14 protein-coding genes are annotated in these 13839 nt (G+C 72.0%); 7 read left to right on the plus strand and 7 right to left on the minus strand.

Translation table 11 applies throughout. From position 1 onward, the window contains the following. Positions 1–12: 12 nt before the first annotated feature. Together RM788_RS49840 and RM788_RS49845 are read right to left on the minus strand one after the other, a co-directional pair. The gene (locus tag RM788_RS49840; RefSeq protein WP_315928598.1) at positions 13–834 is read right to left on the minus strand and encodes a glycosyltransferase family 2 protein; all 822 of its coding nucleotides are present in this window, start codon (positions 832–834) and stop codon (positions 13–15) included. A 114-nt stretch (positions 835–948) separates the two neighbouring features. After that, positions 949–1677, minus strand: coding sequence for a GntR family transcriptional regulator (locus RM788_RS49845; RefSeq protein WP_315928600.1), 729 nt, complete (start codon positions 1675–1677; stop codon positions 949–951). A 123-nt stretch (positions 1678–1800) separates the two neighbouring features. Here RM788_RS49845 and RM788_RS49850 point away from each other — a divergent pair, with 123 nt between their 5' ends. From RM788_RS49850 to RM788_RS49865, 4 genes are all read left to right on the plus strand, one after another. Then, positions 1801–3087 carry an MFS transporter gene (locus tag RM788_RS49850; protein ID WP_315928601.1) on the plus strand — a complete coding sequence of 429 codons (1287 nt, stop codon included), beginning with the start codon at positions 1801–1803 and terminating at the stop codon, positions 3085–3087. A 3-nt stretch (positions 3088–3090) separates the two neighbouring features. Continuing rightward, positions 3091–4026, plus strand: coding sequence for a phosphoglycerate dehydrogenase (locus RM788_RS49855; protein WP_315928603.1), 936 nt, complete (start codon positions 3091–3093; stop codon positions 4024–4026). Between the two features lie 90 nt (positions 4027–4116). Then, positions 4117–5496, plus strand: coding sequence for an acyclic terpene utilization AtuA family protein (locus RM788_RS49860; RefSeq protein ID WP_315928605.1), 1380 nt, complete (start codon positions 4117–4119; stop codon positions 5494–5496). Continuing rightward, positions 5489–5809 carry a DUF4387 domain-containing protein gene (locus RM788_RS49865; protein WP_315928606.1) on the plus strand — a complete coding sequence of 107 codons (321 nt, stop codon included), beginning with the start codon at positions 5489–5491 and terminating at the stop codon, positions 5807–5809. Before RM788_RS49860 ends, RM788_RS49865 begins: the two co-directional genes overlap by 8 nt. 117 nt (positions 5810–5926) lie before the next feature. On the opposite strand, the gene RM788_RS49870 is transcribed toward RM788_RS49865, so the two are convergent. The 3 genes from RM788_RS49870 to RM788_RS49880 all read right to left on the minus strand — a co-directional run bounded on the left by RM788_RS49870 (position 5927) and on the right by RM788_RS49880 (position 8751). Then, on the minus strand, positions 5927–6739 hold the full coding sequence (locus RM788_RS49870; protein ID WP_315928608.1) for a class II aldolase/adducin family protein: 813 nt from the start codon (positions 6737–6739) through the stop codon (positions 5927–5929). Continuing rightward, positions 6736–7803 (minus strand): tartrate dehydrogenase, encoded by a 1068-nt coding sequence (locus RM788_RS49875; RefSeq protein WP_315928610.1) that lies wholly within the window; start codon positions 7801–7803, stop codon positions 6736–6738. The genes RM788_RS49870 and RM788_RS49875 overlap by 4 nt, the downstream gene beginning before the upstream one ends. 72 nt (positions 7804–7875) lie before the next feature. Continuing rightward, entirely contained in the window at positions 7876–8751 is an 876-nt protein-coding gene (locus RM788_RS49880; protein WP_315928612.1) for a LysR family transcriptional regulator, read from the minus strand. 137 nt (positions 8752–8888) lie between these two features. On the opposite strand from RM788_RS49880, the gene ligA reads away from it, so the two are divergent. From ligA to RM788_RS53295, 3 genes are all read left to right on the plus strand, one after another. Next, the gene (gene ligA, locus RM788_RS49885) at positions 8889–10880 is read left to right on the plus strand and encodes an NAD-dependent DNA ligase LigA (protein WP_315928614.1); all 1992 of its coding nucleotides are present in this window, start codon (positions 8889–8891) and stop codon (positions 10878–10880) included. Positions 10881–10981: 101 nt separating this feature from the next. Continuing rightward, positions 10982–11539, plus strand: coding sequence for a dihydrofolate reductase family protein (locus RM788_RS49890; RefSeq protein ID WP_315928616.1), 558 nt, complete (start codon positions 10982–10984; stop codon positions 11537–11539). A gap of 200 nt (positions 11540–11739) precedes the next feature. Then, entirely contained in the window at positions 11740–12090 is a 351-nt protein-coding gene (locus RM788_RS53295; protein WP_399342546.1) for a fumarylacetoacetate hydrolase family protein, read from the plus strand. Here RM788_RS53295 and RM788_RS49895 read toward each other — a convergent pair. Further along, on the minus strand, positions 12008–12934 hold the full coding sequence (locus RM788_RS49895) for an NAD-dependent epimerase/dehydratase family protein (protein ID WP_315928618.1): 927 nt from the start codon (positions 12932–12934) through the stop codon (positions 12008–12010). The two genes, RM788_RS53295 and RM788_RS49895, sit on opposite strands and share 83 nt — an antisense overlap. Then, entirely contained in the window at positions 12931–13824 is an 894-nt protein-coding gene (locus RM788_RS49900) for an alpha/beta fold hydrolase (protein WP_315928620.1), read from the minus strand. Before RM788_RS49900 ends, RM788_RS49895 begins: the two co-directional genes overlap by 4 nt. Between the last annotated feature and the right edge of the window lie 15 nt (positions 13825–13839).

Consider the following 13839-nt stretch of genomic DNA (forward strand, 5'->3'; position numbering starts at 1 on the left):
TCGACAACGCGATCAGGTCAGGTCCGCGGGCGGCTTGATGTTGTCCAGGAGGTTCACGTCGGCGCTCCGGCTCCGGAAGTCGAGGGGAGCGGCCGGGGCGAGGACCATCCCCGCGTTCCGCAGCGCCCTGACCCGCTGGAGCGCGATCAGCCGTCCCGCGTCCCGCAGCCCGACGAGGTCGTCCGACCGGGTCGTCTGGCCCGCGTGCTGCCGGTAGAGCCAGGTGACCGCCTCCTCGTTCCAGCCGTCACCCAGTTCGGACAGCGCCGCGAAGGCGATCAGGTCGTCGTCCACCGGGGAGGACGCCCAGCCCCCGACGGCCCGGAGCGAGTCGGTGCGCATGAGCAGGCCGGCGCAGTGCACGGGCCAGTTGCCGCCGCGGGCCTCGGCCCACGCGTTCGCCTCGCCCGCCTTCACCAGTCCGAAGGGGAGGGCCGAGTCCCAGGCCTTGCGGGTCCCGTCGGGCAGCAGGTCGTCCGCCGCGCCGACGGCCCAGTGGATCTCGTGGCGCCCGAACGCGGCCAGCAGCGTCGCCAGCGCGCCGGGCAGCAGGACGTCGTCGTGGTCGAGGACCTGCACCAGTTGGCCGGTGGCCCGTGCCAGCGCGAGGTTCCGGGTCGCGCTGATCCCCAGCCGCACCCCGTTGGCGCCGTACCTGGCGTTCGGTACGTCCTCGAAGAAGCCTGCCAGCGACGGGGTGTCGCCGTCCTCCTGGACGACCCATTCGAGGTCCCAGCCGTCCGGGAGGACCTGCGCCCGGACGCCGTCCGCGGTGGCGGGCAGGTGGTCGGACTTGGGGGCGTACGCGGCGGTGATGATCGAGATCGTGGGCAACGCTCACCCTCCCCGGAGTGCGGGAAGCCTTACCGGCCACCACGTCCGGGCCAGGGTGGCACACCTGCCGTCCACGCGCTAACGAGCGGCGGACTCCGACGACCACGTCCGTGATCAGCCGGTGGTGTCCCGCCGCGGTTCGCCGCGCAGGGCGTTGAGGCCGCCGCGCGCGTCCTCCAGGACGATCTGCTCGGCGGCCGCGGAGTCGCCCGCTCGCAGGGCGTGGACGAGCGCGCGGTGGCTGGCGTAGCGGTCCAGGCCGAAATCCTTGTCGACGGCGACCCGCTCCAGCAGGCGCGTCCGGCGTTCGGAGGGGGAGAACACCCTGGTCTGCTCCAGCAGCCGCACCAGGACCGCGTTCGCGGCGCACGCGTCCACGCCCTCGTTGAACCGCTGCATGGTGTCGAGCAGCGCGTCGAGGTGCTTGTCGATCGGCTTGCCGTCCTCGTGCCGCTTGCGGATGACGATGTGCAGGTCGTCGGCCTCGTCGAGGATCGCGTCGAGCCGGTCCAGCTGCTCCGGGGTGGCGTGCCGGGCGGCGAACCGCGCGACCAGGCCGCGCAGGCCGATCTCGACCTCGGCGAGGTCCTGGCGCGCGGTGTCGCCGATCGTGGCGACGACGACCGTGCGCGGGCCGGTGCGCTCGATGAGCCCGTCCTGCTCCAGCCGCCGGATGGCCTCGCGCACGGGGGTGGGGCTGACCGACAGCCGTTCGGCCAGTCCGCGTTCGGTGATCTTCTCGCCGGGACGCAGCTCGCCGGACCCGATCGCGTCGCGGACCGCGCGGTAGGAGCGGTCGGCCAGCGTGTCGTTGGTCAGCGTGCTCAGGGTGTCCCGTGACATGTGATCACGATAGCCCACGTGCGATGGGCTAAAACTTAAGAAACTTTTGACAATTTTGCTATAGCATTTTACGGTGTGCCGCACGCCACTCCTGACTCATCCGACTCCAACGAGGGATCACGAATGACGTCGGTAACCACACCCGTGGACCGTGCGGCGGCGCGCGGGATCATGTTCTACTGCGCCCTGGCGGTGTTCGCCCAGGAATCGATGTGGACGTTCTACGACACGCAGGTCCCGCCGCTGCTGCGCGAGCACGTCGGCAGCGCTGCGGTGGTGGGGCTGCTGATGGGCATGGACAACTTCCTGGGCATCTTCGTCCAGCCGTGGATGGGCAACCGGTCGGACAACACCCGGACCCGGTGGGGGCGCCGGATGCCCTACATCGCCGTCGTGATGCCCGCCTCGGCCCTGCTCTTCCTGCTCATCCCGCTGGCGTGGTCGTTCGCGTCGCTGGTCGTCGTGATGTTCCTGTTCGGCTTGGTGGGCAACAGCTTCAAGCCCGTGGTCGAGTCGCTGATGCCGGACTTCGTCGAGCCGGAACGCCGTAGTCGCGGCAACGCGGCGGTGAAGATCGCCTCCGGGCTCACCACCGTCACGACGGCGGTCATCAGCGTCCTGCTGGTCGACGACCACCCGGCGCTCGCCTTCGTCATCCCGTCCGGGATCGCGTTCCTCGTGCTGGCCGTGCTGGTGTGGCGGGTGCGCGACAACCGCTCCAGGGCCTACCGGGCGGCGCTCGTCGAGGACGCCGCCGACGTCGCGAAGGCGGACGCGGCCAAGGGCGTCCGCATGCGCGAGGTCGTGATGGGCGTCTTCCGCGACGTCGACCGCAGCCGACTGCTCCTGCTGGTCTCCGTACTGCTGTTCGGCGGGGCCTACGCGGCGTCGCGGGCGTTGATGACGCCGTACGCCATGGAGTCCGTCGGCCTGTCCCGCGGCGACGCGGGTGGCCTCACGCTGCCCGCGGGCGTGGCGTTCCTGATCGCCGCCTATCCCGCCGCGCTGCTGGCGGAACGGATCGGCCGCCTGCGCGTGATGGCCATCGGCATGGCCGTCTTCGCCGCCGCGATGGTCCTCGGGACCGTCGTGCAGACGTCGGTCGCGACCATGGTCGCGCTGGGACTGGCCGGTGTCGGCGCCTCCGGGTTCATCATCAACGCCGCCGTGGTGCTGTGGAACCTCGCACCCTCGGTGCGCGTGATCGGCACCTACACCGGCCTCTACACGGTGACCTGGCAGTTGGGCGGGCTGGTCGGCCCCACCGTCGTCGGCGGCATGGTCGACGTGACCGGCTGGCGCTTCATGCTGCTCGACGCGGGCCTGCTCGCCGCCCTCGCGGTGGTGGCGGTGCTGCGGATCCAGGTGCTGGCGCGCCGCCGGACCTCGGACATCGGAAAGGTGCTGTAGACCGTGCCGCTGGTCCTGATCACGACCGACCACCTGCGCCGCGGCGGTGAGGCCGACGCCCTGCTCGCCGAGGCCGGTCACACGACGCGCCACCTGACGCGGGCCGCCGACCTCGTGGCGGCGTTGGACGGCGTCGAGGGCGCGGTCGTCGGCAACGAGCCGATCACCGCCGACGTCCTCGGCCGGGCGACCTCGTTGCGCGCGGTGGTCCGCTCCGGGGTCGGCTACGACTCGGTCGACGTCGAGGCCGCGACCCGGCTGGGCATCTCGGTCAGCAACCTGCCGGGCGTCAACGCCAACGCCGTCGCCGAGTACACCCTGGGCCTGCTGCTGGCCTCCTCCCGTCGGCTGGTGTCCACCGCCCTCGGCGTCGCCCAAGGCCGGTGGCCGCGCGGAAGCGGTCGCGAACTGCGCGGCGCGACCCTGGGCCTGGTCGGCTACGGCGCTTCGGCGCGCGGGGTCGTCCCGCTGGCGCTCGCCTTCGGGATGACGGTGCTGTGCACGACGAAGATCCCTGACGAGAACCCCTTCGTGCGGTTCGTGGACCTCGGCACGCTGCTGCGCGAGTCGGACTACGTCTCGCTGCACACCACCCTCACCCCGCGGACCCGGCACCTGGTCGACGCGGAGGCGTTCGCCCTGATGAAGCCGACCGCCGTGCTGGTCAACACCGCGCGCGGGCCGCTCGTGGACGAGGCCGCGCTGGTGGCGGCCGTGACGACCGGGCGGATCGCGGGCGCCGAACTCGACGTGGTGGACGTCGAACCGCTGCCCGTGGGCAGCCCGTTGCGCGGGGGCGACGGCATCACCGTGTACTCGCACATGGCGGGCCAGACCGCGGAATCCCGGCGGGCCACCGCCGTCGGCGCCGCCCGTGAACTCGTCGCCGCGCTCAACGGGGCTCCGCGCTCGTCGGTCAACGCCCACCTGATCACGTAGGCCGGTCCGCGCGAACGCCACGGGCTCATCCGCCGTGTTATGCTATAGCAAGAACCAAAGCTATCTCATCGAGTGTTCAGGGGAGTGCGGATGACCAAGCCGGACGAAGTGCGGATCCTGGTGCCGTCGGGAATGCTGGGTGCCGGCTTCGACGCGGCCGCCGTGGAGCGGGGGCTCGCGCTGGGGGCCGACGTCATCGCCGTCGACGGCGGGTCCACCGACTCGGGGCCGTACTACCTGGGCTCGGGGCAGCCGAAGACCGCCGCGGCCGCGGTGTCGCGCGACCTGCGGATCCTCCTCGGCGCGGCCGCGAAGGCCCGCATCCCGCTGATCGTGGGCTCCTGCGGCACGAGCGGGACCGACTCGGGCGTCGACTGGGTCGCCGGGATCGTCGACGACATCCTCACCGAGGACGGTCTGGCCCTCACCGTCGCGACCATCTACAGCGGGCAGGTTGCGGCGGACGTCGTGGGGCACCTCGACGCCGGACGCGTGCACCCGCTCGCGCCGATGGGGGAGCTGCGGGCCGAGACCCTGGAGGCCTGCACCCACATCGTCGGGATGATGGGCCACGAGCCGATCGTCGCCGCGCTCCAGGGTGGCGCGGACGTCGTGCTGGCGGGCCGCGCGACCGACACCGCCGTCGCCGCCGCCTACCCGTTGATGATGGGCATGCCCGCCGGACCGACGTGGCACGCCTCGAAGATCGTCGAGTGCGGCGGCCAGTGCACGACCAACCCGCGCTCGGGCAGCGTGTTCGCCACGATCGACCGCACCGGCTTCGTCATCGAGTCGCTCGACGAGTCGGTCGCCTGCACGCCGCACTCGGTGGCCGCGCACATGCTGTACGAGACGGCGAACCCGTTCCGGATGCGCGAACCCGCGGGCACCCTCGACGTGACCGACGCCGTGTACAGCGCCCTCGACGAGCGCAGGGTCCGCGTCGAGGGATCGCGGTTCGACCTCGCCGACCAGCACACCGTGAAGCTGGAGGGCGCGAGGATCACCGGCTACGAGACCATGTCGTTCAGCGCGATCCGCGACCCGCTGATCCTGCGGGACGTCGAGGGCTGGGCGGAGTTCCTCCGGCAGGTCCTCACCGGCCGCGTGACCCAGACGCTCGGCCTCGCGCCCGCCGACTACGCCTTCGACATCCGGCTCTACGGCCACAACGCCGTCCTCGGCCACCTCGACCCGGCGACCACGCCCGCCCGCGAGGTCGGTGTGATGCTGCTCGTCCAAGCCGCTTCGCAGGAGACGGCCACGGCCATCGCGAAGGTCGCCAACCCGCTGATGCTGCACCTGCCCGCGGTGGACATGGACTACCTGCCGAGCCTGGCCTTCCCCACGTCCCCGGCGGAGACCGAACGCGGCGCGTCGTACGAGTTCGTCCTGAACCACGTGGTCGACACCGAGACCCCGACCAGCATGTTCCGCACCCACTTCCGGAAGGCCGCCGCCCGTGTCTGACACCGCCCGCCCGACGATCGGCGACCTCGCGCTGGAGGTCCGCTCCAAGAACGCGGGCCCCTTCTGGGTCACCATCGAACTGTTCATGCGCGACGACGCGGGCTACGCGATCGTCGCCGACGAGGACTTCATCAACGAGGCCGTCGTCGCCAGGCTCTACGACGTGCCCGCCGACGGGGTGCAGATCTTCCGCATCCCGTCGCTGAAGGTCGTGAAGATCTCCTACCCGCGACCGATCAGCCAGGGCAGCCTGTTCGACCGCGACATCCACGCGGGCCAGCACCACGTGCCGCTCGCGGTCCTCGTCCCCTAGGTGGTCGCACCGCCCCGACGAGGAGCAGATCCGTCGGGAGCCGAGGCCGACCCGGTTCCCCGCGGCACAGCCGGGAGCGGCACGCTGTGCTCGGCGTGCCGCTCCCCGGCGTGCGGGTCAGTCGAACAGGTCGGGCTCGGTGCGGGAGATCTGGTCGAACAGCGGCTGGAACTGGAACCAGCCCGCCAGTTCGAACCCGACCTGCCCGTGGGTGAGCTTGGCGCTCTCCGGCGTGATCAGCCCGGTGTTGCCTGCGGCCTTCGCGATCAGCTGCGCCTGCGCCGAGCGCTCCATGGTGATGAACCACCACGCGGCCGAGTCCACTGTGGACCCGACCGTGAGCAGCCCGTGGTTGCGCAGGATCACGGCCTTGTTCGAGCCGAGCGCCGCGGCCAGCTTCCGGCCTTCCTCGGTGTCGTTGACCACGCCCGTGTAGTCCTCGAACACGGAGTGGTCGTCGTAGAACGCGCACGCGTCCTGCGTCAGCGGCTCCAGGACCTGGTCCGTTGACGACAGCGCCTTGCCGTGCAGGGAATGGCTGTGTGCCGCGCCGACCGCGTCCGGGCGGGCCTTGTGCACCTCGGAGTGGATGGCGAACGCGGCGCGGTTGACGTGGTAGCGGCCCTGCACCACGTTGCCGTCGTGGTCGACCAGCAGCAGGTCGCTGACCTTGACGTGCTTGAACGACATGCCGAACGGGTTGACCCAGAAGTGGTCCGGGTACTCGGGGTCGCGCGCGGTGATGTGCCCCGCCACGCCCTCCTCGAACCCGAGCCTGCCGAACAGGCGCAGCGCTCCCGCCAGCCGCTCCTTGCGGTGGCGGCGCTCCCGCGCGGGGTCGTCGAACTCCGGGGGACGGCGGAGGATCAGCTCCTCCGGCGGGATGGGCTTGAGGTCGTCGAGGGTCAGCGGCTCCCGGTCAGTGGTCATGCGGTCGTCCTTCCGATGGTCGCGAGCACGAGTTCGGTGAACTCCTTGGTGGAGGCGGTGCCGCCGAGGTCGCGGGTGCGGGCGGGGGTCGTCGCGAGGACGTGGGTGAAGGCCTCGTAGACCTCGGCGGCGGCCTCGGGGTGGCCGAGGTGGTCGAGCATCATCGAGGCGCACCAGATCGCGCCGAGCGGGTTGGCGACGCCCTGCCCGGCGATGTCCGGCGCGGAGCCGTGGACGGGTTCGAACATCGACGGGAAGTCCCGTTCCGGGTTCAGGTTCGCCGCGGGGGCGATGCCGATGCCGCCCGCCACGGCCGCCGCGAGGTCGCTGAGGATGTCGCCGAACAGGTTCGACGCCACGATCACGTCGAACCGGCCGGGATCGAGCACGATCTTCGCGACGAGGGCGTCGATGTGCTCCTGCCGCCACGTGACGGCGGGGTGGTGCGCGGCCCGCTCGGCGACCAGTTCGTCCCAGAACGGCATCGTGTGGACGATGCCGTTGGACTTCGTGGCCGAGACGAGGTCGCCGCCGCGCCTGCCCGCGAGGGTGAAGGCGTACTCGAGGACGCGTTCGACGCCGGGCCGGGTGAACACCGCCTCCTGAATGGCCATCTCGTCGGGGAAACCGCGGTTGAGGCGTCCGCCGACCTCCGAGTACTCGCCCTCCACGTTCTCCCGGACGACCACGAAGTCGACCTCCGGTGCTCCCGCCAGCGGACCGGGCACGCCGTCGAGGTTCCTGATCGGGCGGAGGTTGACGTACTGGCGGAACCGGCGGCGGATCGGGATCAGCAGCCCCCAGAGCGACACGTGGTCGGGGGTGCCGGGCCAGCCGACCGCGCCGAGCAGCACCGCGTCGTGGTGCCGGATCCGGTCCAGGCCGTCGGCGGGCATCATCGCGCCCTCGGCGGCGTACCGCTCGCAGGACCAGTCGAACGCGTCGTAGTCGAACCCGATCCCGTGCCGGGCGCCGACCGCGTCGAGCACCGCGCACGCCGGGGGCAGCACCTCCCGGCCGATGCCGTCACCGGGGACGAGGGCGATGCGGTGGCGCGTGGTCATGCCCCCATTGAACGGCCGCGGGCGGACGGGTGTCCAAGACCGAACCGGAGGGAAGTTGATAGGCGGAGCCTTTCAGTCCAGCGCGGCTTCCAGGAAGGCGGCGGCCGCCGGCGTGGGCCGCGTCCCCGGCGCGACCAGTGCCACGTGCAGGCTCTCGTCGACCGCGAGCGGCCGCACCACCAGGCCCGCCGCGAGGGCCAGCGGCCGCCACGAGTCCGCGACCACGGCCACCCCCGCCCCGGCCAGGACCAGGGGCAGCAGGGCTTCGCGCTGCTCCACCCGCACGGCGACGCGGCAGTCCGTGGCGGCCAGCACGGCGTCGGCGGCCCGCCGCATCCCCGTGCCCCGCTGCCCGACCACCAGCCCGAGCCCCCGCAACTCCTCCGGCCGCAGCGGACCGGTACCGCCGGGCAGGTCATCGGGGTCGCGCGCGACCAGCACGAACCGCTGCACCTCCAACGGCACCACCCGCAGCCCCGGCTCCCGCAACGGCCCGTTCGGCACCGCCACCAGCCCGACCTCCGCCGCCCCGTCCCGCACGGCGTCGCACACGTCCTCCGGCCGCGCCGCCGTGGACACCCCCACCTCCACGCCGGGGTGCCGCCGGAGGAACCCGCCGATCAACGACGCCAGCGGGCTCACCGCCTGCGAGGGCATCGACGAGATCGCCAACCGCCCGCCCGACACCCCGTCCACGGCTTGGACGGTGGCCTTCACGACGTCCAGCGACCGCACCAGCTCACGCGCGGGCTCCACCAGCGCTTGCCCGGCCGCGTTCAGCACCAGCCTCCGCTTGACCCGGTGGAACAGCTCGCACCCGAGTTCCCGCTCCAGCTTCCGCAGCGCCTGCGACACCGACGGCTGCGCCACGCGCAACCGCGCCGCGGCCTGGTGCACGCTGTCCGCGTCGACCACCGCGAGGAAGTACCGCAACTGCCGGACGTCCATCCATGCTCCAGGGCTGGGGTTTATAGGGAAAAACTATCACCGGGCAGGCTGCGCACGAGGTCGTCGACGTGCCCGGACGAGTGCGTCGGATCGAGGGTGAGCGGAATTGTCGGTGGTCGCGGGTAGCGTCTCGCGCCGTGAACGCTCGGGAACGCATCCAGGAACTCGCCGATCGGATCGTCGTGCTGCGCGACGCCTACTACCGCGGCTCGCCGCTGGTGGCGGACGCCGAGTACGACGTCGTCGAGGACGAGTTGCGGGAACTCGTCGGGGCCCACCCGGACCTGGCGCCCGATCCGAACCCGCTGGAGCAGGTGGGCGCGCCGGGGGTGCTGCACGCGCCGATCCGGCACTCGCGGCCGATGCTGTCGTTGGAGAAGGCGACCCGGCCCGAGCAGGTGGCGGCGTTCTTCGGCCGCTTCCCCGGCCAGCCGGTGGTGGTCATGCCGAAGCTGGACGGGTTGTCACTGGCGCTGGTCTACGAGAACGGGCGGCTGGCGCGGGCGGTCACGCGCGGGGACGGGACGACCGGTGACGACGTGACGACGCTCGTGCGGGCGCTGGCGGACGGGGTGCCGAAGCGGGTCGGGGCGCCGGGGCGGGTGGAGGTGCGGGGTGAGGCGGTGATGCTGCGGTCGACCTTCTCCGCCTACAACGTCGCGCACCCGGACAAGCCGCTGATCAACCCGCGCAACGCGGCCGCGGGCACGCTGCGCGCGAAGGACCCGGCCACGGTCGCCGAACGCAGGCTCCAGTTCTTCGCGTTCGACCTGGACACCGACCCCGACACCGCCGAGACCGACCTGCACGTCGCGTTGACCACGCTCGGCTTCGCCGTCGCGGACATGCGCCACCGCGACGACGCCGACTCCGCGCAGGCCGTGATCGGGGAGATCGAGCGGCAGCGCAACGAGCTGGACTACGACCTGGACGGCGCCGTGCTGCGCCTGGCCGACCGCGACGCCTACGCCGCCGCGGGCACCCGGTCGAACTCCCCGCGCGGGGCGCTGGCGTTCAAGTTCGCGGCCGAGGAGAAGACCACGGTCCTGTCCGATGTGGTCTGGGACGTCGGCAAGACCGGCAAGATCGCCCCGGTCGCGTGGCTGGAACCGGTGTTCGTGGGCGGCACGACGGTCACCCGCGCCACGCTGGCCAACCAGGAGGTCATCAAGGCGCGGGGCATCCGGATCGGGGACACGGTGCTGGTGCGCCGCGCGGGCGACGTGATCCCGTTCGTGGCCGGGGTGCTCGACGCCTCGAAGCGCACGGGGGCGGAGCGCGAGATCGTGCCGCCGACGGAGTGCCCGTCGTGCGCGCAATCGCTGACCGAGCAGGGCAACAGCCGGGAGCTGTTCTGCACCAACGTCGCCTGCCCCGCCCAGACCGTGCGGCGGCTGGTCCACTGGGCGTCGCGGGCCGCGGCGGACCTCGACGCGATCGGCGGGGTGTGGATCGAACGGCTGGCGGAGGCCGGGATCCTGGAGCACCCGTCGGACTTCTACGCGCTGACCAGGGAGACGTTGCTGGAGTTCGACCGCATCGGCGAGGTCTCGGCGACCCGCATGGTCGAGTCGATCGACGCAGGCCGCCAGGTCGGGCTGCGCCGGGCGCTGATCGGCCTCGCCATCCCGATGGCGTCGGAGGGCACCGCGACCCGGCTGTGCCGCGCGGGGTTCGGCTCGCTGGAGGAGGTCGCCGACTCGAGCCTCGAGGACCTGGTGGCCGTGGAGGACATCGGGCCGAAGGTCGCCGCGTCGCTCATCGAGCACCTCACCCGGCTCCGCCCCGAACTCCGACGGCTGCGGCAGCGGGGCGTGTCCCTGGACGTGCGCGAGGAGGACCTGCCGCCCGTGGTCGCGGCGGGCGCGCCGCTGGCGGGCAAGACGGTGGTGATCACCGGCGCCATCAGCGACCCGCGTTCCGGCGAGAAGGTCGCCCGGCCGACGTTCCAACGGCTGTGCGAGAAGGCGGGGGCGACCACCGCGACGTCGGTGTCGGCGAACACGGACATGCTCATCACCGGCGCGGACGTCGGCGCGAGCAAGCTGACCAAGGCGGAGAAGCTCGGGGTCGAGGTCGTCGACCAGGGCGGGATCTGGCAGCAGCTGATCGCGGCGGGCATCGCCTAGAGCCGTTGTGGAATTCCTCCGGCGGCCATGTCGAATCCGGGGGTTCCCGTTCGACGCGTTGGTGAGGACACCGACGACACCAGATCTGAAGGAGACCCGCGATGCGCCCGCTCATCGTCACCGAGTTCCTGTCCCTCGACGGCGTCGTCGACTCGCCCGGCGGCGGCGCCCACCCGCACGCGGGCTGGACGTTCAAGGACGTCGAGTTCGACGCGGCGGCCTACGAGATCAAGGGCCGGGAGCAGCAGGAGGCCTCCGCGATGCTGATGGGCCGGGTCAGCTACGACGAGTTCGCCCCCGTCTGGCCGAAGATGGAGGAGTTCGCGGAGTACAACGCGATGCCGAAGTACGTCGTGTCCTCCACGCTCACCGACCCGGAGTGGAACAACACCACCGTGCTGCGCTCCCTCGACGAGGTCGCCGCGCTCAAGAAGGAGGACGGCGGCCCGATCCTCGTGCACGGCAGCCCCATGCTCGCGCAGGGCCTCGCCGCCGCGGGCCTGGTCGACCGCTACCACCTGCTGACCTTTCCCATCGTGCTCGGCGGTGGGAAGCGGCTGTTCGCGACCGACGGCACGGACAAGCGGAAGCTGACCCTGGTCGAGCACGCCACCTTCGGCAACGGCGTCCAGCTCGCGGTCTTCGACGTCGCGGGCTGAGCACCCGGCGGCCGGTCGCCCCGCTCCGACGGGACGACCGGCCGGGGAGTCGTCGGCCTACGGCGAAGAGGAACTGCCGTAGCCGCGGACCTGGCTCGGAAACGGGTCTTCGGCGTGCTTGTGGGCCGTTGTCCGGCTCATGTGGACGGCGTACCGCCCGCCCGATCACCAGGCGCACGCCGCGGTCCTGATTCGAGCCGGTGGACTGCGAACTCGAACTCGGCTTCGTCCTGCGCCACCCCCTGCTCAACGCCACCACCACCGAAGCCGAGTCCGCCATCGGCGCGTTCGCCCTCCTGTGCGACTTCACCGCCCGCGACGTCCGGAGGCCCGAGATGCGCAGCGGTTTCGGGCCGCGGAAGGCGAAGCACTTCCTCAGTTCGCTGTCGGAGACCCGGCTACTCCCTCGGAGAACTCCTCACCCTGGGGGTGATACCCGGTGTGCCAAGGGCGGTCGAGCACCCGTGGCTACCGCGTGGACGGGGCCTGAACCGGCGGACTGGCCGGGACAGCGGCGATGCTTCGCAGCCGGGCGTCGCCGACCATGGTGAGCATGTCCGTGCGGGTCGGGCTCCACCCCAGTTCCCGGCGGGTCCGCGGTGCGCGGATCCGGCTCGACGCGGCGAGGATCAGGGCGCCGAACTCGCCCCACACCTCGGTCGCCTCCCGCGGGGTGAGGGAACGGGTGGGGCGGCTGAGGTCGTCGGCCACGGCTTGGGCGATCCACCGGTTCGGCGTCTCCCCGGCGACCGCGTGGTACAGCGCGCCGGGGGAGCCCTTGGCGAGGGCCAGGGCGAAAAGCGTTGCCACGTCGTCGATGTGCACGTGCGAGTAGGTGTTCAGGCCTTCGCCGACGTAGCACGCGGCGCCGGTGAGGGCGACCGAGCGGTAGACCATCGACATGTGCCCGTGGTCGCCCGGCCCCCAGATCAGTCCCGGCCGGACGACCATCGCGCGCACGTCGCGCCCGGCCGCTGACCGGACCAGGTCCTCGACGGCCCTTCTGCCCGCGGCCAGCGGTTCCACCGTGAACGGGTCGTCCTCGGCGAAGCTGTCCTCGCTCCAGGCGCCCGCCGTGCGCTGGAGGAGGACACCGCTGCCGGAGGTGAACAGGAACGCCTTCCCGGTGCCGGCGAGCGCGTCGAGCAGGTCGCCGACGACGCGTTCCTCCTGCTGCGCCTCGAGTTGGGCGGCGAACACCACGGCGTCGAACCGCGCGGCGGCCCGGACGGCCTCGTCCAGGCCGCCCCGCAACGGCGTGATGCCTTGCCGCACAAGGTTTTCAGTTGACTCCTCGGTGCGGGCCAGGCCCGTGACGTCGTGGCCGTCGGTGGCGAGGTGGCTCGCGACGCCGCCCCCGACGAAGCCGGTGGCGCCGATGACCAGGACGGTCACGAGGTCTTCGCGAGGAAGGAGCGCAGGGCGTCCAGGAACCACTCGGGCGCTTCCTCCGCCACGAAGTGGCCGGTGGGCGCGACGAGACCGGTGAGGTCGTCGGCGAAGGGGCGCAGGGCGTCCGTGGTCTGCTTCCCCACGGAGGCCCGCCCGCCGATGGACAGGACCGGCATGGTCAGCCGCCGGGTCTCCAGCGCCGCCCGGTTCTCCCGGCCGTCGTCGAGCAGGGTGCGGTAGTGCCCGAAGCCGCCGCGGAGTCGATCACGGCCCTGGTAGGCGGCCGCGTAGAAGGCGAGTTCCTCGTCGGTGAACGTCGAGGGCGCGCTCCTGGCGCCGAACGTGGCCTTGATGAACTCCAGCTCGCGGCCGTCCATCAGCATCTCGGGGATGGCCGGGGCCATGAAGAACCCGAAGTGCCACGAGCCGCCGGTGACGACGTTCATCGACTCCTCCAGGTCGACTCCGGGGAGGAAGGCGTCGAGCAGCACCACCGCCGCGACCTCGTCGGGGCGGTGCAGCGCCCAGGCGAACGCGACCATGCTGCCGATGTCGTGCCCGATGACGATCGCGGGCCCCGACAGGCCCAAGGTCGCGAGCAGGCCGTGCAGATCCTTGGCCTGGTCGGCTTTTCCGTAGCCGTCGGCGGGGCGGTCGCTGGCCCCGGTGCCCCGCAGGTCCGGGACCACCACCGTGTGGTGCTCGGCGAGGGCGGGCATGACCCTTGCCCAGGCGCGGCCGGTCTGGGGCCAGCCGTGCAGCAGGACCACCAGCGGCCCCTGCCCGCCGACGGCGGCCGAGAACCGGACGCCGTCGACGTCGGCGGTGCGGACGTCGAAGCCGGAGGGGAGCCAGGAGTGCAGGGCCGTGGAGTCGTGCGAAGTGCCGGACATGGGTGTCCTCCTCGG

The organism is Umezawaea sp. Da 62-37 (genome assembly GCF_032460545.1).
Lineage (GTDB): Bacteria > Actinomycetota > Actinomycetes > Mycobacteriales > Pseudonocardiaceae > Umezawaea.